The following is a 17,843-nucleotide window of genomic DNA, read 5'->3' on the forward strand; positions in this document are numbered from 1 at the left end:
GTAGCTGATCGCTTTCCAAAATTCCTGTGATCGTATCGCTTTCTTAAAGCGGGTGCAAACATACAAACTGTTTTTATTCTGACAAAAACTTTTTTAAAGTTTTTTTTAGCCTGTTTTTCGCTGTTTTAATGAACTGTCTCCGTTAAAATCGGACTGCAAAGATACTACCTTTACTTTAAATAAAACAAGAAAATGTTAAACTATTTTTTAACCTTTTCTTTACTTATTCTACATCCTATTTTAATGAACTCTTACTAACTTCTTAGCTTAACGCTTCTCCGTTTGCGGGTGCAAATATAGAACCCTTTTTCAATACAACAATGACTTTTTTTGCCTTTTTTAAAACCTAAATTTTAATACCTTAAACCTTAATACTTTATAAGCAAAAGTTTTTTATTTCGATATCATTTTTGGTTGCTTTCTTATTTGCTATTCTGTGGAGATTGTCCTTTATTCAGCAGTACGAACAACCTTACTCCTTCTTAAAAACTGAGGTTTATCTGAGTTTTAAAAAGAGTTAAATTCTAAAAAACTTATTTGTTAAGTATCGTTAATTGAAAATTTAGCGCTTTTTCTTCCTATCTCTTTTCTTACGAAGCTTCTTAAAGTACTCTTTGTACTCCGATACATCCATATATCCCCTACTCTTCAATACAATATTCGTATAGTCCTTCGCTAATTTAGGCTCCTGATACTCCAACTTCTCATCTATATAAGCTCGTTGTAATATATCCTCTATCAAATAATCTTCATTATTGCTCTCTGGAACGTATTCTGACTTTAAGGATAACTTGAACATGTTTGCCGTAGTGTTATACCAAAAAGCTTTCCATCCGCTTCGAATCTCTTTCACATTATCAAAGGCTGTTTTTCCTGTTTGACGATGAATTAACTTCAACAATACTCTCCCTTCTGTTCTTGTTAGTTTTTTTAATGGTGCTGTTAATTCTTCTTCGAGGTATTTTTGAACACGCTTTACATATTGCCTCTTTTTGCTTTTTGATTTAATTCTCGACAAACGAGAATTCACACTATCTACTCTTTTTGCAGCTAGAGTTGCATAAGGATATGCTTTGAATACTTTTTTTCGCAACCAATAATAATATAAAATATCGTTTTTCTCTTTAAACTTATGTTTTGGCAACACTGTTACTTCGTTTAACCTTATCATTAAACTATCTCCTACTTTAACTAAAATATATTCATCGTTAAAGTTTGGCAAACTATCTTTAAGTTGAGCACTAATTGTAGTAGTCGCTAATAGTATATATAAGCAAAGTATTCTTTTCATTTAATTTTTATGTACAAAAAGGATTCCAAATGTATCATTTCTGTTTTAAAACAAAAAAACTCATGAAAAATTTCATGAGTTTTTTTGTTTTATTTCAGGCTTATACTATTCTGCCATTATTGATTCAGCTACTTTTTTGTACGTTCCGTTTTCTAATTTTTCACGAATCGCTGTAAATGCTTCTATTGTTTCAGTTACATCGTCCATTGTATGACGTGCAGTTGGAATCAATCTTAAAATAATTAATCCTTTTGGTATTACTGGGTACACTACGATAGAACAGAAAACCCCATGGTTTTCTCTTAAATCGTTCACCATAGCCATTGCTTCTGGAATATCTCCTTTTAAATATACAGGAGTAATACATGTTTCAGTAGTTCCTAAATCAAACCCTGCTTCGCGTAAACCTGATTGTAAAGCATTGGTAACTTGCCACAACTTATCTTTTAACTCTGGTTGTGTACGAATTATATCTAAACGTTTTAAAGCACCTTTTACCATTGGCATTGGTAATGATTTTGCAAACATTTGAGATCTCATATTGTACTGTAAGTACTGCACTACATCTTTATCTCCTGCGAAAAACGCACCGATACCTGCCATAGATTTAGCAAAAGTAGCAAAATAGACATCAATTCCGTCTTGTACTCCTTGTTCGAATCCTGTTCCTCTTCCTCCTTCACCTAAAGTTCCAAACCCATGTGCATCATCTACTAATAAACGGAAATTGTATTTTTCTTTTAAGGCTACTATTTCTTTTAGTCGCCCTTGTTCACCACGCATACCAAAAACTCCTTCAGAAACTAATAAAATTCCTCCACCAGTTTTTTCTGCCATTTTAGTAGCACGTTGTAAATTTTTCTCACAACTTTCAATATCGTTATGACGGTATACAAAACGTTTACCTGCATGCAAACGAACACCGTCAATAATACATGCATGTGTATCTACGTCATATACAATAATATCGTCTTTAGAAACTAAAGCGTCAATCGCTGACACCATACCTTGGTATCCGAAGTTTACTAAATAAGCAGCTTCCTTACCAACGAACTCTGCACATTCTTTTTCTAATTGCTCATGGTATTTTGTATGACCTGACATCATACGAGCCCCCATTGGGTATGCTAAACCATCTGCTGCTGCAGATTCTCCATCAGCTTTTAACACTTCTGGATGATTTGCTAATCCTAAATAATCATTGATACTCCAAGTAATTACTTTTTTTCCATTGAAAGACATACGGTTAGAAATCGGTCCTTCTAATTTAGGAAATACATAATACCCTTCCGCTTTATCTGCCCATTTTCCTAAAGGTCCCTTATCTCCCTTAATTCTTTCAAATAAATCTTTAACCATTATTATTTTTGATTTTTATAGGTTGCGAAAATAGTGCTTTTTTAACAGATTTTCAAAAAATTGTATGTAGCATAATTATTATATAATGAAGAAAGGTGTCTAATTAGACACCTTTTACTTCTTTTTATTTTATCCTAAAACGTTTGATTTTAATTCTTCTATAAATGGCTGTTTATATAATCTTTTTCCTAAAGCTTTATGGATAGCATTAGCCACAGCCCCACCTGCTGGTGGTAAACCTGGTTCTCCTAAACCTGTTGGAGACAACTCATTTTGAACAAAGTAAACTTCTACTTTTGGAGTCTCATTCATTCGTATTAACCTATAACCATCAAAGTTTCTACTAGAAGGTTTCCCTTCTTCAAAAGTTAAATTTCCATACATTGCATGCCCTATACCATCAATAACTCCACCAGCCACTTGATTAATCGCTCCTGTAGGGTTTACAACAATACCACAATCTACCGCAGCAACAACTTTTGTTACGACAGGGACTCCATCTTTCACTTCTACTTCTGCTACTTCTGCAACATGTGAATTATGACTATAATATGCAGAAAAACCTTGATAAACTCCTTCTTTGGCTTTCCCCCATTCTCCTTTTTCAGCTGCTAATCGAATTGCGTCTTGCATTCTCTTTCCTGAATATTCTATCCTTTTATCTTCAGTATCTTTTACATTCTCTAATAAATCTAAACGTAACTGAACTGGATCAACTTCTAGTTCTTGTGCTAATTCATCAAAAAATGATTGTTCTGCATATCCTAGGAAATTGGTATATGGTGCTCTCCAAGCGCCTGTAGTAATATTACTCTTATAATTAGCTGTTGAAACTTTATAATTTGGAATACATCCAGCAGGGAAGAAGTTTGGAATTAACCCGTACATATTGTCATTAATCGCTGCTTCTTTTAAATGATATCCTGTTATTTTTCCGTCTTTTATTGATGCTGCAATTCTATATTTAATTGCTGGTCGGTAAATACCACTTGTTATATCTTCTTCTCTTGTCGAAACCATTTTTATAGGTTTCTTAATTTTATCGGATATCTCAAGAGCTTCATATACAAAATCTCCATACAATCTTCTTCCAAAACCTCCTCCCATTCTGGTCATCTCAATATGAACTTGACTTAAATCACGTCCTAACATTTCAGACGCAACTTGTGCTGCATATTCAGGTGTTTGCACCGGCCCTACCAGATGTACTTTTTCAGCAGTTATGTTTGCAAAAAAGTTCATAGGTTCCATACAATTGTGCGGTAAGAAAGGTGAATGATATGTACGTTCTATAACTTTATCAGCTTCTGAAAATACTTTATCTACATCTCCATCTTCTCTTCTTATATCAAATTTATCTCCTTCTAGTAAACTTAACAATTTTTCATCGTGAAGTTTTGTATCTTCAAGCTGAGAACCTTCTTTCCATGTAGCTTTAATAGCTTTGGATCCTTTGATTGCTGCCCAAGTATTTTCTGCTATAACAACTACTTTATCTGATTTTGACAGCTTGAAAGTCCAATTGTTTTTACCAGATTCAATAAAGTTTCTTGCTTTTTCTCCAATAGTTACAACATCTATCACTCCAGAAACTTTTTTAGCTTCAGAAGCATCGAATGATACTAACTCTTCTCCAAAAGAAGGCGGTCTTACAACTGCAGCATATACCATTCCTTCTTCTTTATAATCTAACCCAAATAATGGTTTACCAGTTACTATTTTATCTACATCAACATTTATAACATCTTTACCTATGATAGAAAATTCTGAAGGTTTTTTTAATGTTACATTTTCAGGAATTTCTAGTATTGCTGCTTCTTTAACCACTTCTCCATAGCCTAATTTATCACCATTTGCATTAGTAATTACTCCTTTTGAAGCAGAACAAGTAGCTGCGTCTACTCCCCATTTTACTGCCGAAGCATTGATTAACATTTGTTTTGTTGTAGCTCCAGTTTGTCTCAAAGCCGTCCATCCGTGGCGAATAGACTGACTCCCCCCTGCTAATTGACGTGTGTAATTTTTAATATCTAATGGAGCTTGTACCACATGTACTTTGTCCCACTCAACATCTAACTCTTCAGCAATAATCATCGGCATTGATGTTTTTACTCCTTGTCCAATTTCTGGATTGGGAGAGTAAATGGTTACATAACCTTCATCAGATATTTTTATGAATGCATTAAAATCATTGAAATTCAGATTTTCAACATCTACAGATGGTTTTACATTAGGTTTACATGCAGTAAATAAATTAAACCCAATCATGATTCCTCCACTAGCTAATGCTGAGGCTCTTAAAAAATTTCTTCTACTAAAGGTATACTTGTTTTCTTGTGTACTCATGATTGAAAAATTTTAAGACATTTTTTCAGCAGCTAAAGCAACTGCTTTTTCTATTCTGTTATATGCAGCACAACGACAAATATTTCCTTGCATTGCTTCTCTTATTTCCTCTTTTGAAGGATTTGGATTTTCCTTTAAAAAAGATGCTGCTGTCATTATTTGTCCTGCTTGACAATATCCACATTGTGGGACATCTACTTCCTTCCAAGCTTCTTGTAATGGATGATTGCCTTCAGTTGATAACCCTTCAATGGTTGTTATTTCTTCACCATCCAACATGGAAACTTGTAATTGACAACTTCTCATTGCTGTTCCGTCTACATGAACGGTACAAGCACCACATTGCGCTATTCCGCAACCGAATTTGGTTCCTACCATATCGAGTTCATCACGTAAAACCCACAACAATGGTGTATCAGCATCTGCTGTAAAGGATACCGATTTTCCGTTAATTTTTAATGTATAATTTGGCATTTCAGGTAGTTTTTATAATTCGAAAAGTTACGAAAAAAATAAATGCCACTTAGTTAATGAAGTTATTTTAAATAAAAAAAAGAGGCTTTCGCCTCTCTTACTTATCTATTTTGTAAAAATGTAGTTACATTTTTTTCTATTCTTTCTAGTACATCTTCTGTATTTGCTTTTACAAAAGCTTCTCCTGTAATTTGCTCATACAATTCTATGTATCTATTTGAAATCTCATTGATTTTAGTATCTGACATTTCAGGAATTTGTTGTCCCTCTTTTCCTTGAAAACCATTTTCAATTAACCATTGACGTACAAACTCTTTAGATAATTGTTTTTGCTTTTCTCCTTTCTCTTGGCGCTCAGCATATCCATCCGCATAAAAATAACGAGAAGAATCAGGTGTATGAATTTCATCAATCAATACAATTTTACCATCTTTTGTTTTTCCAAACTCGTATTTTGTATCTACTAAAATTAATCCTCTTTTAGCTGCTAACTCAGTTCCTCTTTGGAATAATTTTCTAGTATAATCTTCTAGAACTAAATAGTCTTCTTCTGAAACAATTCCTTTAGCCAAAATATCTTCACGAGAAATATCTTCATCGTGCTCTCCATTATCAGCTTTTGTTGAAGGTGTTATAATTGGTGTAGGAAACTTATCATTTTCTTTCATTCCTTCAGGCATTGTTACACCACATAGTGTTCTTTTTCCTGCTGCGTATTCACGAGCAGCATGTCCTGATAAATATCCACGAATTACCATTTCTACTTTAAATGGTTCACATAAATGACCTACTGCTACATTTTCATCTGGATTAGCTAATAACCAGTTTGGAACGATATCCGCAGTGTCGTTCATCATTTTGGTAGCAATTTGGTTTAAAATTTGTCCTTTAAAAGGAATTTGACGTGGTAAAATTACATCAAATGCAGAAAGACGATCAGAAGCTATCATTACCAATAAATCGTCGTTGATATTATAAACTTCTCTTACTTTTCCTTTGTAAACTGTCTTTTGCCCTGGAAACTGAAAATTAGTTTCGTTAATTGTATTCATTTTTCTATTTTGTTGTGTTGTCGTGGCGCAAATGTAAGTTAAAAACTTATTTAAATAAAAAAGATGTGCTTTTATAAACACATCTCTCTTAAATTATATTTTAAATATTTTAAAGTCCAATATTAATATAAGTACCAGAGAACTTTCCATCTGAAATAAGAATTGTATTACCTAGCTCTTCTCCATCTAACAATCTTCCTTCAAAAGTTCCTTCAATTATTTTATTTTCTATATCAAACTTCGAAACTACAACTTTACCAACAGAGATTCCTGAACTTGAGTTATAATTGGTATGATATATTTTGTCTGCTTCTCCATCATAGTAACTAATACTTGTTGATGTATAGCCTTTAATTTCAAAAACACCTGCTTCTTTAACATCATCAATAGTTATGTATATTCTATCATTTAAATCGTTCATTTTAAGAATAAATTCTATGTTATTATCACTATAATAACTAACACTACCTATTGATGCGTCTTCTAAATTTGTAAGTTTAAAACTTTCTCTATATAAACTACCTCCAATATTAGCTTCTATGAAACCTTCAGAAAACACTATAACTGCTTCACTATCTGAATCTAAACATGAAACAAAAGATAATATAGAAAAAACAAATAGTAAAAATAAAACGATATTCTTCATAAGCAAAAAATAGATTTGCGAAAATAATATGTTTTTATGAAAAATCACTCAGTTTCTATACTTTTATAAGCTGTTATAATTTGCTTTACTAATCGGTGGCGAATTACATCTTTATCATCTAAGTATACTTGTGCTATTCCTTTGATATCTTTTAAGGCTAATAATGATTCTTTCAATCCTGATACTTGTCTACGTGGTAAATCTATTTGACCAGGATCTCCTGTAATGATAAATTTTGCATGCATTCCCATACGGGTTAGGAACATTTTCATTTGTGCATGCGTGGTATTTTGCGCTTCATCTAAAATCACGAAGGCATTATCTAGCGTACGACCTCGCATAAAAGCTAATGGTGCAATTTGAATCGTTCCGTTTTCTAGATACGCTTGTAACTTTTCGTGTGGAATCATATCTCGTAATGCATCATATAATGGTTGCATGTACGGATCTAACTTTTCTTTTAAATCTCCTGGAAGAAACCCAAGGTTTTCACCAGATTCAACTGCAGGTCTTGTTAAAATAATACGCCTAACTTCTTTTTCTTTTAATGCTTTCACAGCCAATGCTACTGCTGTATATGTTTTTCCTGTTCCGGCTGGACCAACTGCAAATAACATATCATTTTTTTGCATCAAATCAATCATTTTATGTTGGTTGGCTGTTTGTGCCTTGATTAATTTTCCACTAACCCCATGCACTAAAACATCTTTTGCATTTCCTGATTTACGAATCTCTTCTTCTTTACCTGTTGATGTTAAAATACGTTCAATACTATTTTCATCAAGTTTATTATATCGATTAAAATATTTGATAAGCATTTCTAATCGCTTTTCAAACTCATCTAATAATTCTGCTTCACCAAAAATCTTTAATTTATTTCCTCTTGCTACAATTTTTACTTTAGGAAAGAATGTTTTTAACTGAGTAATTGTGCTATTCTGAGCTCCGAAGAAATCATTTGGGTTGATTTCTGTTAATTCAATTATGCGTTCGTTCAAATGACAAAAGTTTTAAGATTATTCACACTAAAAATAATGATTATTTTTGTCGAATTACGTAGTTTTGTTTAAAAATTCAGCATAATTTTTCACAAACTAATTAACAAACACCTAACTTAATGTCTCTTATCACATTAACTACTGATTTTGGAACTAAAGACCACTTTGTAGGGGCTGTAAAAGGGGCTATATACTCAGAATTACCTGATGCTAAGATTGTAGATATAACACATCATATCTCCCCTTTTAACATTACAGAAACAGCGTATATTTTAAAAAATGCTTATAAGAGTTTTCCTGATAAAACTATACATGTAATTGGCGTTGATTCTGAGTTAAGTATTCAAAATAAGCACATTGCTTTAGAGTTAGACAATCATTACTTTATTTGTCCTGATAACGGTTTAATTTCTATGATTGCTTCTGAAATTAAGCCTACTAAAATTTTTGAGATCAATATTCATGATCGAGTAGAAAGCAGTTTTCCTGTACTAGATGTGTTTGTGCAAGTTGCTAGCCACATTGCTCGTGGTGGGAGTTTAAGTGTTATTGGTAGAGAAATTGATTCTTATAAGCAGATTATTGAAATTCAACCAAAAGTAAACGAACAACAAAATAGTATTTCTGGCGGTGTAATTTATATTGATAATTATGGTAATGTAATTACTAATATTAGCCAAAAGTTATTTAATACTGTTGGGAAAGGTCGTGATTTTAAAGTTACAGCTAGACGTTATACCTTTACAAAAATTTTTAGTCGATATAATGAAATTGTTGATTACTCGATTGAAAACAATGGTCAGCATGATGGAGAAAAATTGGCTATTTTTAACTCTGCAGGTTTTTTAGAAATTGCCATTTACCGAAGTAATTTAGAAACTGTTGGAGGTGCCTCTACTCTACTTGGATTAGAGTATAGAGACACTATTACTGTTGAGTTTGAAAATCCGATTACACCAGAATTTACACCTATAAATTAACGATATGTTTGTACGAATAGTAAAAATGAGCTTTCAACCAGAAAAAATTGAAGAGTTTTTAAACAACTTCAACACTAAAAAAGAGTTTATACGAAATTCACCTGGTTGCCGTTTATTAGAATTATACAGAGACAAAACAAATCCGAATATATTTTTCACTTATAGCTATTGGGATACTGAGCAAGATTTAGAAAACTACAGAAATTCTGAATTATTTAAAGGTGTTTGGGCACAAACCAAAGTTTTATTTAATGATAAGCCTCTTGCTTGGAGTGTAGATAAAGTTGAATCGTTACCTTAATGAGTTTATTCAGTCCTTTTCCTGTTTTACATACACCTCGGCTTGTACTAAGAAAACTTGTTGATAATGATAAAGAGGCTGTTTTTAAAATTCGATCGAATTCAGTAGTCAATAAATTTATTGATAGAAAGATTCCTAGTGATATTTCTGATGTGGAAGATTTTATAAAACTAATTGATGAATTAGTACTTAAAAACGAAGGTATTTACTGGATTATTGAAAACAACAACGAGGTTATAGGTTCTATTGGTTTACGTCATTTTAATGATAATTTGTCTTATGCCGAAATTGGCTATGAATTACATCCTGACGCTCACGGAAAAGGTTTTATGAGTGAAGCTTTAAAAGAAGTTCTTCAATTTGGCTTTAGTTCACTTAACTTGAATGAAATTGAAGCTTATACTCATAAACACAATAAAGGTTCTATAAATTTGTTAAAAAGGTTTAACTTTAAATTACGTCCCAATAAAAAAGATAACGACTTCGAGAATAATGTTATTTTTGGACTTCTTAAAAACGAACAATAGTATTTTATGCTACCACTACTAAAAAAAGAATTTAACTCATTTTTTGCCTCTCCCATTGCCTATTTGGTTATTGGAGTATTTTTACTTGTAAATGGCTTATTCTTATGGGTATTTAAAGATAATTTCAACATTTTAAATGCAGGGTTTGCTGATTTAAATAGCTTTTTTTATTTAGCTCCATGGTTGTTTTTATTCCTGATTCCTGCCATAACAATGAAAAGTTTTGCAGATGAGTTTAATAGTGGAACCATTGAAATTTTAAAAACTAAACCACTTACCGATTGGCAAATTGTGCTGGGCAAATTTTTTGCTGCACTTTTACTCGTTATTATAGCATTATTACCTACGTTAACTTATGCTTATACTGTGTATCAATTAGGAAGCCCTATTGGAAATTTAGATGTAGGTAGTACAATTGGTTCGTATTTAGGGTTGTTATTTTTAGCTTCAACCTATACTGCTGTAGGATTATTTACTTCTACCCTTTCAAATAACCAGATTGTAGCATTTATTGTAAGTGTATTTATCACTTTTGCTTTATTCTACGGGTTTGATGCTGTCGGATCTTCCTTAGGAAACTCAGGATATACCTTACAACAATTTGGTATTAACGAACACTTTAAAAGTATTAGTCGTGGTGTAGTAGATACTCGTGATTTAATCTACTTTATCAGTGTTACGTTCTTCTTTTTATTCATCACTAAACAACAGTTAAAAAATGAATAAGAAATTACAACACATCGCATTAGCTCTTATTGGACTGTTAGTTCTTAACTATGTGGCTAACTCTATATACAAACGTTTTGATTTAACACAAGATAAACGATATACCTTATCGGAAGTAAGTGAAAGTCTTATTGATAAAATTGATACACCACTAACGATTCATGTATTCTTAGAAGGTGATTTTCCTGCGGAATTTAAGCGTTTACAAATAGAAACACGCCAGTTTTTAGAGGAATTACAAGCAAAAAACTCTAACATCCGCTTCAGATTTATCAATCCTGATAATATTCGTGAACGTCTGGTAAAAAGAGGAATGATGCCTAGCCAGTTAACTGTAGAAGAAGATGGAAAGTTATCTGAAGCTATTATTTTTCCTTGGGCAGAAATTACTTATGGTAAAAAAGTAGAGTTAATTTCTTTACTTCCTAACTCTATTGCTAAAACGCAAGAGGCACAGCTACAAAATGCTGTTGAAAAATTAGAGTATTCTTTTGCTAATGCATTACATAATGTTACTTTAAAAGAAAGGCAGAAAATAGCGGTATTAGCTGGTAATGGTGAGCTTCAAGATATTTATCAATATAGTTTGTTAAGTGAAGTTGGTAAAAAATACCGTTTAGCCAAATTTACATTAGATAGTGTAGCTAACAATCCGCAAAAAACCTTGAAAGATTTACGTAACTACGATTTAGCAATTATAGCTAAACCTACTGAACGTTTTACTGAGGAAGAAAAATTTACCGTTGATCAGTTTATTGCAAACGGTGGTAAAAGTTTATGGATGCTAGATAATAACTATGCGGATACTGATAGTTTGTACAATGAAGGAAAAATGTTAGCTTTTCCACGTGATTTAAATTTAACTGATTTATTGTTTGGCTATCAAGTTCGTGTAAATAATAAATTAATTCAAGATTTATACTCGGCTAAAATTCCATTAGCTACAGGAAATGTAGGAAACCAAACACAGTTCCAACACTTAAACTGGTTTTATCATCCATTAGTTAATGGAAATCCGAACCATCCGATTACTAAAAATGTAGCACCTGTTCGTTTTCGTTTTGCTACTCAAATAGATACTTTAAAAGGAAACTTAAAAAAGACTCCGTTATTAGTGACTTCCGTGCTTACCAAACAAACAGGAACTCCTAATTTTATTGAATTACAAAGCATTGCGAAAGAACCTAAAGAAAATGAGTTTGCTTCAGGTCCACAATTATTGGCTGTTCTTTTAGAAGGTAACATTCCTTCTGCATATAAAAACAGAATAAAACCTTTTGATACTCCTGATTTTAAAGCTGAGAGCACAAACAATAAAATGATTGTAATTGCTGATGGTGATGTAGGTAGAAATCAGATTTTAAAAGGAAAACCACACGATTTGTCCTTAGATAAATGGACGGGAGAACAGTTTGGAAATAAAGAATTTTTAATCAATGCTATTGACTATTTATTAGATGATTCTGGATTGATTCAACTGCGTAATAAAACCATTCAAATTAACTTATTGGATAAGCAACGTGCTTTTGCTGAAAAACGTTTTTGGCAATTTATCAATATTGGTATTCCATTAGTGCTATTAGCACTGTTTGGTTTTGGTTTTAATTACTGGAGGAAGAAGAAGTATCAGTAGAATTAATAATACTTTTAAATATTTAATAAATCATTGTGTTTAAACTGATAACTCAATGCTTTTTGAAGTTTTTTGCTACTAATTATTTTGTAAACTAATGGTTTTGAGTCGTCAAATTCTGGAATAGGTTTTCCTAGAATTTTTCTAGCATTTATATAGAAATCTTCTCTGGTTGGGTGATCGTTTGCACAGGCATTAAAAACTTCACCAAAAACATTCTGTTCAATTATTTGTTCTATAATAGCAATACAGTCTTCTCTATGTATCATATTTACATAGCCTTTTGGATGCGGTATTTTTCTATCAGCAAACCAATTCCCTGGTTGTCTTTTTCCTCCAAATAATCCAGCAAAACGAATTATGGTTGTTTGAAAGTTATTGTTGTTTCTAAATAAGTTTTCTATTTCAACTAGTGGTGAATTAATTGTTTTATCTTCTTCAGTCATTTCCTTATTTAAACTAGGGTACACCGAAGTAGAGCTAATAAAAATTACTTTAGCTGTGTTTGATTTCTCTATAAAAGAAATTAACCTTTTAAAGTTTTCTATTTCTTTGGAAGTGATAGCTATGATTAGAACATCGGCATCTAAGAATTCTGATGAAATATGTTCGTCAGAAACATTAACTAAGTAAGGTTTAATTTCAACTGATTTTAATTCTTGAAGTTTATCTTTAGATGTTGTTGAACCTTTTATTTTATATCCCTTCTTTGTAAAATATATTCCTAGTTCTTTGCCTAACCATCCACAACCTAGAATACTAACATTTTTCATTACAACAATTATCGTCTTTTACTATTTTACATGAAACCACCGCTAATAAAGCTCCTATAATTGGTGCTAATATATACAACCATAAATGCTCTAAGTGACCAGAAATTAACGCTGGTGCAATGGAACGAGCAGGATTCATAGATGCTTTAGTTATAGGTCCTGCAAACATAGCTTCTAACAAAACCACACCACCAATAGCTATACCTGCCATTACTCCTACTTCTTTACTTCCTGTAGATACATTTATTATCGTTAGCATTAAAAAGAAGGTTAATAACAATTCTAAAATAAAAGCTCGCCAAGGCACTACCGTTGGTAATGTTGCTCCGTAAAATTCACTTGTAGGAAATAATACCCAAAGCATAATACTTGCTAACAAAGCACCTACTAATTGAGCTATGATATATTTAGGTACTTCTTTCCATGAAAATCTTTTGGCATAGGCAAAAGCAATTGTGACTGCAGGATTAAAATGTGCTCCAGAAATTTCTCCAAAGGCATAAATCATTGCCATCACTATCAATCCCCAAGTAATTGCAACCCCAATATGCGTCAAATCTGCTCCATTGGTAATTTCATTTACCGTCATTGCTCCTGTTCCACAGAAAATTAAAGCAAAAGTTCCTATACTTTCAGCTATATATTTTTTCATTTTATAAGTTTCTATCTACTAATTTTTTCTTTGAATAATTCTACTTGTCTTCTATGTCTTAATATATGTACAATAGCATGTTCAAATAATTGTTCTACATCATATTTCTGTCCCCACCTCACGTACACCTTTTTATTTGGATTTAATTCTTCTAGTTTAATATTAGGGTAATCTTTGAAGAGTTGCTCATTATAAGCGAACATTGTATCTAATGCTTTATTATACTCCGAAATAGAGTTTAGTTGCTCTTTTTCTTTATAAACTATATCTTCTCCTAACCACTTTCTTATTTCAATAACATAGGTATATCCTGCCCTAACTACGTGTGTTATTATTGTTTGAATTGACTTACAATCTTCATCTTTAGTTTCACTATCAACTATTTGAATCAATTCTTTTGAGGTAATATCTTTAATTACCTCCTTAAACTCTGCTATAGACTTTTCATATTCATCTAACAAAGCTCCAATAGCTCCATTATTTCTATGTGTTCCTTTTTTTGTCATTCTTAACTTTGGCTGCAAATATCTATTAAAACAATCCTACCGTATTTTAAGTTTTTGTTAACATTAATCCGAAGAATTCCTTGTAATTTTAACAAAACTAATTAAAAACAAATCTATTAACATGAAAAAAATACTTTTGAGTTTGTTTGTTGTTGCTTTATCAACAAACATCAATGCCCAGTTAAAGACACCTGCACCGAGTCCTGCTTCTAAAATAGAACAAAAAGTAGGTTTAACCGATGTTACTGTTGAATATTCAAGACCAAGCATGAAAGGAAGAGCCGTTTTTGGTAATTTAGTTCCTTACGGTAAATTATGGAGAACAGGTGCAAACCAAAACACCAAAGTTACTTTTAGCGACGACGTTACTATTGACGGAAAAACATTAAAAAAAGGAACGTATGCTGTATATACGAAGCCAGGAAAAGACGCTTGGGAAGTATTATTTTATTCTGATACTAATAACTGGGGAACTCCTCAAAATTGGGATGATGCTAAGGTAGCTGTGTCTACCACTGCTAAGGTTGAAGCTATGCCAATGAAAATTGAAACGTTTACAATGTCTATTGACGATTTAACAAACGATTCTGCTGTATTAGGTATCTTATGGGAAAATGCTTATGTTGGTGTAAAATTTAATACTCCAACAGACAAAGCTGTTGAAGAAAGTATTGCACAAGTAATGGGCGGTCCTTCTGCTAACGATTATTTTTCTTCTGCTGTTTACTATTTACAAGAAGGAAAAGACATCAATAAAGCTAAAGAATGGATTAACAAAGCAGTAGATATGACTAAAGATCAACCTCGTTTTTGGTACTTACGTCAACAATCGTTAATCTTAGCTAAAGCTGGAGATAAAAAAGGAGCTATTAAAGCAGCAAAAGCTTCATTATCAGGTGCTGAAAAAGTTGGAAATGCTGATTATGTAAAAATGAATAAAGAGTTTATTGCTGAAATGAAGTAATTTTCAATAAGAGCTTCATTAAATAAAAAGAACTGCTTCATAAACTAAATATTTATGAAGCAGTTCTTTCGTTTTACCTCATTATTCCTAAATGGATAATACGCCCACCTGATTGATTTACAGGATTTACACTTTTACCCACCACAATTCCTTTTTCTGGCGCGTAATATTTCTTAATCGTATTCCCAAAAACATCTCTTAGCGTTGCAATATGATCTCCTTCTTCTACAATATCTCTTAAATCAACATGTACTGTTAACAGCCCTCCTTCTTGAGTATACAACCAATATGATTTATTACAAACTACTGTATTTCTTTTAGATGTTTCATATTCATCATCAGTAATTCCTAAATGAGTAAGTACATTATGTACCCCTGCTAGTCCACTTTTAATTATTTTCTTTTGAAAACTATGTGGATTTCCAACTTCAATAGTAATAGACGGAATTCCTAACTCTTCTGCTGCTCCACGTAAAGTTCCGTCAGATGGTGGTGTATGTACAATAATTTCTGCATCTTGTAACAAAGCTAATTTCTTAGTAACCTCATTATTCATATCACTTCTAATATAAAATGAATTCACTCTACCAAAACTAGCAGTATGAAGATCTAAGAGGTAATCAAACTTTTTTACTACCAAATTCAAAAAACGATTGGCATATACTTCACTAGTATTTCCATTGTGTTTCCCTGGCATAATTCTGTTAATGTCTACACCATCACTAAAAACACGAGTTCCTCTAACAAAAGAAGGTACGTTTACAATAGGAATTCCTACAATAGTACCTTTTAAATTATTCGTATCTAAATCTTTAAACAATCGTTGAATTACCGATATTCCATTCAATTCATTTCCATGAACTGCAGCAGTAAGCCCCAATACAATACCATCTTCTTTTCCTCTGGCAACTATAATAGGAATACATGTAGCAATTCCTAATGCATTTGAAGTTACTTTTAACCAATAATTCTTAATAGAATTTTGGGGTGTTTGATTTACGTCAAACTCTGTTATATACTCAATTTGGTGTCCCATACATCTTATAGTTAGTACAACTCGTTTAATAAAGTACTATCGTTATTTAAAGAAGTAAATAGTTTCTTTTTAAACTTTTTATTAGAGTTAATTAAGCTAATACACATTTTATCAATAGCAATGGTTGAAAGCACAGTTTGTATGAATGTTTCTATTAAATCATCAATCCCCAAACCTAGTTTATTATAATCTCTTCTATCCATAATTAACAAACGATTGGTGTCTGACGTCCATTCGTTCTCTCCCAATTTAACAGATAAATTAGTCCCTAGCATCTGCCAAGAATCTTTGCTGTTCTCTAAATCATTTACCAGAGGTAATAATGCTCTTCTCGAATACATACATAAAGGCTTAATACCATCTTTTGTACTACTAATCATCATACGAATATCAGACACATAAGTTTCTCCTTTAGCATTTGGCATTGTACCTACATGGTAGTATTTTCCTTTAGTACTTAACGAGCTCCAATTGTAATTACCAATTAAACTTTGTACAATAAAACGTTCATACTCTATTTCTAACTTCATAAACTCTTCCAATTCTTCTTCATTTACAATGGTATACACTCCTTGACCCGCGTTACTATAAGGTATTTTAATAACCGCTTGTCCACCCATTTTCTTTACCCACAGTGGAATCTCATTCTTACTTACATCCCAAATAGTATCTGGAATGTTAATTTTCATACCATGCTCTTCTAACTCAGTATTATAAATATCATAGGCTTTGGCTGCTACCATTTTGTTTCTACCTCCTGCTAAACACGTAATAATCGGATTTAAAATCTTTGTTTTACTATTTACAGGAAAACGATTCCATGGTTTTTGAGTTACATACCTAAAAATACCTCGTAACGGAATCCATTCTTCATTTTGTTTTAAATAAAAAATTTCGTTTTCTATTTTTACATGTGTATTTTCTTTATTTGAAAAAAACGGAACTAAGAATACATCTTCTTTAAAAACATCTGCAATTACAGCAGCGTAGCCAGAGGTTTCCATATAATTTTTATCGTAAAATACAGCTAACCTACCATCTTTAACAAGCTTACGTTTTTTATCTAAAATAGGTTTAAAAGTTCGTTCTATTAATAAACGATAAGCTCCATCTTCTTTGTTATCGTCTAATAAAGGCATTGACTTTTGACCTGACGGACATGAATTATTTTCAATAATAACCATATTTTTATCTCCATCTGCCGATGTTGAGTTGATTAAATCGGCGCCTCCCCACAAAAAATACTTGCATTCATACGACAAAATTTCTCGTAACTTTTCAGCATTTACTTTGGGATGCAAATGACAATATCTGGCAATAATTCGTTCTTTATCTAGGTTTAAAAAGAAATTTACCATTGGGTGAATCGTGGCATTCAATGCTTTAGGGTACCAATGGTTTTCGTTATTAAATGTATTGGGTTGTATAAGCTCTATTGCTTTCATTTTTGGTTTCTCTATTTTATTTTTCTCTTACAAATACTATTCTTGATAAATTAAAAATAGAAAAAAATACAACTAAAATATGCTTATTTATGTTAATTTATAAACATGCTAGTTATTGTCAGATTTATAAAAAA

The 17,843-nt window shown here is 31.9% G+C and carries 18 protein-coding genes; 6 read left to right on the plus strand and 12 right to left on the minus strand.

Features of this window, described 5'->3' with window-relative positions; genetic code table 11:
* Nucleotides 1-562: 562 nt before the first annotated feature.
* The 7 genes from C8N26_RS08400 to C8N26_RS08430 form a co-directional block, all read right to left on the minus strand.
* Nucleotides 563-1,291 (minus strand): DUF4294 domain-containing protein, encoded by a 729-nt coding sequence (locus tag C8N26_RS08400; protein ID WP_120186912.1) that lies wholly within the window; start codon nucleotides 1,289-1,291, stop codon nucleotides 563-565.
* 105 nt (nucleotides 1,292-1,396) lie between these two features.
* Entirely contained in the window at nucleotides 1,397-2,650 is a 1,254-nt protein-coding gene (locus tag C8N26_RS08405) for an aminotransferase class I/II-fold pyridoxal phosphate-dependent enzyme (protein WP_120186913.1), read from the minus strand.
* 129 nt (nucleotides 2,651-2,779) lie between these two features.
* Complete coding sequence (locus C8N26_RS08410; RefSeq protein WP_120186914.1) at nucleotides 2,780-4,996, minus strand: xanthine dehydrogenase family protein molybdopterin-binding subunit; 2,217 nt, start codon at nucleotides 4,994-4,996, stop codon at nucleotides 2,780-2,782.
* A 12-nt stretch (nucleotides 4,997-5,008) separates the two neighbouring features.
* The gene (locus C8N26_RS08415; RefSeq protein ID WP_120186915.1) at nucleotides 5,009-5,470 is read right to left on the minus strand and encodes a (2Fe-2S)-binding protein; all 462 of its coding nucleotides are present in this window, start codon (nucleotides 5,468-5,470) and stop codon (nucleotides 5,009-5,011) included.
* A gap of 101 nt (nucleotides 5,471-5,571) precedes the next feature.
* Nucleotides 5,572-6,522, minus strand: a complete 951-nt coding sequence (locus C8N26_RS08420; RefSeq protein ID WP_120186916.1) for a phosphoribosylaminoimidazolesuccinocarboxamide synthase — start codon at nucleotides 6,520-6,522, stop codon at nucleotides 5,572-5,574.
* Between the two features lie 109 nt (nucleotides 6,523-6,631).
* Nucleotides 6,632-7,168 (minus strand): hypothetical protein, encoded by a 537-nt coding sequence (locus C8N26_RS08425; protein WP_120186917.1) that lies wholly within the window; start codon nucleotides 7,166-7,168, stop codon nucleotides 6,632-6,634.
* Between the two features lie 44 nt (nucleotides 7,169-7,212).
* Complete coding sequence (locus C8N26_RS08430; protein ID WP_028891157.1) at nucleotides 7,213-8,166, minus strand: PhoH family protein; 954 nt, start codon at nucleotides 8,164-8,166, stop codon at nucleotides 7,213-7,215.
* A gap of 119 nt (nucleotides 8,167-8,285) precedes the next feature.
* Between C8N26_RS08430 and C8N26_RS08435 the strand changes: the two genes are divergently transcribed.
* Genes C8N26_RS08435 through gldG form a run of 5 tightly spaced genes read left to right on the plus strand, consistent with a single transcriptional unit; the run spans nucleotide 8,286 to nucleotide 12,333 of the window.
* Nucleotides 8,286-9,146, plus strand: coding sequence for an SAM hydrolase/SAM-dependent halogenase family protein (locus tag C8N26_RS08435; RefSeq protein WP_120186918.1), 861 nt, complete (start codon nucleotides 8,286-8,288; stop codon nucleotides 9,144-9,146).
* Nucleotides 9,147-9,150: 4 nt separating this feature from the next.
* Complete coding sequence (locus C8N26_RS08440; RefSeq protein WP_120186919.1) at nucleotides 9,151-9,447, plus strand: putative quinol monooxygenase; 297 nt, start codon at nucleotides 9,151-9,153, stop codon at nucleotides 9,445-9,447.
* Nucleotides 9,447-9,974, plus strand: coding sequence for a GNAT family N-acetyltransferase (locus C8N26_RS08445; protein WP_120186920.1), 528 nt, complete (start codon nucleotides 9,447-9,449; stop codon nucleotides 9,972-9,974). Before C8N26_RS08440 ends, C8N26_RS08445 begins: the two co-directional genes overlap by 1 nt.
* A gap of 6 nt (nucleotides 9,975-9,980) precedes the next feature.
* Nucleotides 9,981-10,700 carry a gliding motility-associated ABC transporter permease subunit GldF gene (gene gldF / locus C8N26_RS08450; RefSeq protein ID WP_120186921.1) on the plus strand — a complete coding sequence of 240 codons (720 nt, stop codon included), beginning with the start codon at nucleotides 9,981-9,983 and terminating at the stop codon, nucleotides 10,698-10,700.
* On the plus strand, nucleotides 10,693-12,333 hold the full coding sequence (gene gldG, locus C8N26_RS08455; protein WP_120186922.1) for a gliding motility-associated ABC transporter substrate-binding protein GldG: 1,641 nt from the start codon (nucleotides 10,693-10,695) through the stop codon (nucleotides 12,331-12,333). The genes gldF and gldG overlap by 8 nt, the downstream gene beginning before the upstream one ends.
* Nucleotides 12,334-12,347: 14 nt before the next feature.
* On the opposite strand, the gene C8N26_RS08460 is transcribed toward gldG, so the two are convergent.
* The 3 genes from C8N26_RS08460 to C8N26_RS08470 are packed head-to-tail and all read right to left on the minus strand — an operon-like array spanning nucleotide 12,348 to nucleotide 14,264.
* Complete coding sequence (locus C8N26_RS08460; RefSeq protein WP_120186923.1) at nucleotides 12,348-13,106, minus strand: Rossmann-fold NAD(P)-binding domain-containing protein; 759 nt, start codon at nucleotides 13,104-13,106, stop codon at nucleotides 12,348-12,350.
* Nucleotides 13,093-13,758 (minus strand): MIP family channel protein, encoded by a 666-nt coding sequence (locus tag C8N26_RS08465; protein WP_120186924.1) that lies wholly within the window; start codon nucleotides 13,756-13,758, stop codon nucleotides 13,093-13,095. Before C8N26_RS08465 ends, C8N26_RS08460 begins: the two co-directional genes overlap by 14 nt.
* Nucleotides 13,759-13,769: 11 nt before the next feature.
* Nucleotides 13,770-14,264 carry a DinB family protein gene (locus C8N26_RS08470; protein WP_120186925.1) on the minus strand — a complete coding sequence of 165 codons (495 nt, stop codon included), beginning with the start codon at nucleotides 14,262-14,264 and terminating at the stop codon, nucleotides 13,770-13,772.
* A gap of 121 nt (nucleotides 14,265-14,385) precedes the next feature.
* Between C8N26_RS08470 and C8N26_RS08475 the strand changes: the two genes are divergently transcribed.
* Nucleotides 14,386-15,228: a DUF2911 domain-containing protein gene (locus C8N26_RS08475; RefSeq protein ID WP_120186926.1), complete on the plus strand. Its 843-nt coding sequence runs from the start codon at nucleotides 14,386-14,388 to the stop codon at nucleotides 15,226-15,228.
* Nucleotides 15,229-15,301: 73 nt separating this feature from the next.
* Here the strand turns inward: C8N26_RS08475 and C8N26_RS08480 are convergent, their stop codons facing one another.
* Nucleotides 15,302-16,264, minus strand: a complete 963-nt coding sequence (locus tag C8N26_RS08480; RefSeq protein ID WP_120186927.1) for a succinylglutamate desuccinylase/aspartoacylase family protein — start codon at nucleotides 16,262-16,264, stop codon at nucleotides 15,302-15,304.
* 11 nt (nucleotides 16,265-16,275) lie between these two features.
* Nucleotides 16,276-17,709 carry an ATP-grasp domain-containing protein gene (locus C8N26_RS08485; RefSeq protein WP_038005294.1) on the minus strand — a complete coding sequence of 478 codons (1,434 nt, stop codon included), beginning with the start codon at nucleotides 17,707-17,709 and terminating at the stop codon, nucleotides 16,276-16,278.
* Nucleotides 17,710-17,843 lie beyond the last annotated feature (134 nt).

This window comes from Tenacibaculum lutimaris (assembly GCF_003610735.1).
Taxonomy (GTDB): Bacteria; Bacteroidota; Bacteroidia; order Flavobacteriales; family Flavobacteriaceae; genus Polaribacter; species Polaribacter lutimaris.

Bases quoted from the DNA above. Each gene is read 5' to 3' on its own strand.
- C8N26_RS08400 (WP_120186912.1), bottom strand. From the start codon at position 1,291: ATGAAAAGAATACTTTGCTTATATATACTATTAGCGACTACTACAATT.
- C8N26_RS08405 (WP_120186913.1), bottom strand. From the start codon at position 2,650: ATGGTTAAAGATTTATTTGAAAGAATTAAGGGAGATAAGGGACCTTTA.
- C8N26_RS08410 (WP_120186914.1), bottom strand. From the start codon at position 4,996: ATGAGTACACAAGAAAACAAGTATACCTTTAGTAGAAGAAATTTTTTA.
- C8N26_RS08415 (WP_120186915.1), bottom strand. From the start codon at position 5,470: ATGCCAAATTATACATTAAAAATTAACGGAAAATCGGTATCCTTTACA.
- C8N26_RS08420 (WP_120186916.1), bottom strand. From the start codon at position 6,522: ATGAATACAATTAACGAAACTAATTTTCAGTTTCCAGGGCAAAAGACA.
- C8N26_RS08425 (WP_120186917.1), bottom strand. From the start codon at position 7,168: ATGAAGAATATCGTTTTATTTTTACTATTTGTTTTTTCTATATTATCT.
- C8N26_RS08435 (WP_120186918.1), top strand. From the start codon at position 8,286: ATGTCTCTTATCACATTAACTACTGATTTTGGAACTAAAGACCACTTT.
- C8N26_RS08440 (WP_120186919.1), top strand. From the start codon at position 9,151: ATGTTTGTACGAATAGTAAAAATGAGCTTTCAACCAGAAAAAATTGAA.
- C8N26_RS08445 (WP_120186920.1), top strand. From the start codon at position 9,447: ATGAGTTTATTCAGTCCTTTTCCTGTTTTACATACACCTCGGCTTGTA.
- gldF (WP_120186921.1), top strand. From the start codon at position 9,981: ATGCTACCACTACTAAAAAAAGAATTTAACTCATTTTTTGCCTCTCCC.
- gldG (WP_120186922.1), top strand. From the start codon at position 10,693: ATGAATAAGAAATTACAACACATCGCATTAGCTCTTATTGGACTGTTA.
- C8N26_RS08460 (WP_120186923.1), bottom strand. From the start codon at position 13,106: ATGAAAAATGTTAGTATTCTAGGTTGTGGATGGTTAGGCAAAGAACTA.
- C8N26_RS08465 (WP_120186924.1), bottom strand. From the start codon at position 13,758: ATGAAAAAATATATAGCTGAAAGTATAGGAACTTTTGCTTTAATTTTC.
- C8N26_RS08470 (WP_120186925.1), bottom strand. From the start codon at position 14,264: ATGACAAAAAAAGGAACACATAGAAATAATGGAGCTATTGGAGCTTTG.
- C8N26_RS08475 (WP_120186926.1), top strand. From the start codon at position 14,386: ATGAAAAAAATACTTTTGAGTTTGTTTGTTGTTGCTTTATCAACAAAC.
- C8N26_RS08480 (WP_120186927.1), bottom strand. From the start codon at position 16,264: ATGGGACACCAAATTGAGTATATAACAGAGTTTGACGTAAATCAAACA.
- C8N26_RS08485 (WP_038005294.1), bottom strand. From the start codon at position 17,709: ATGAAAGCAATAGAGCTTATACAACCCAATACATTTAATAACGAAAAC.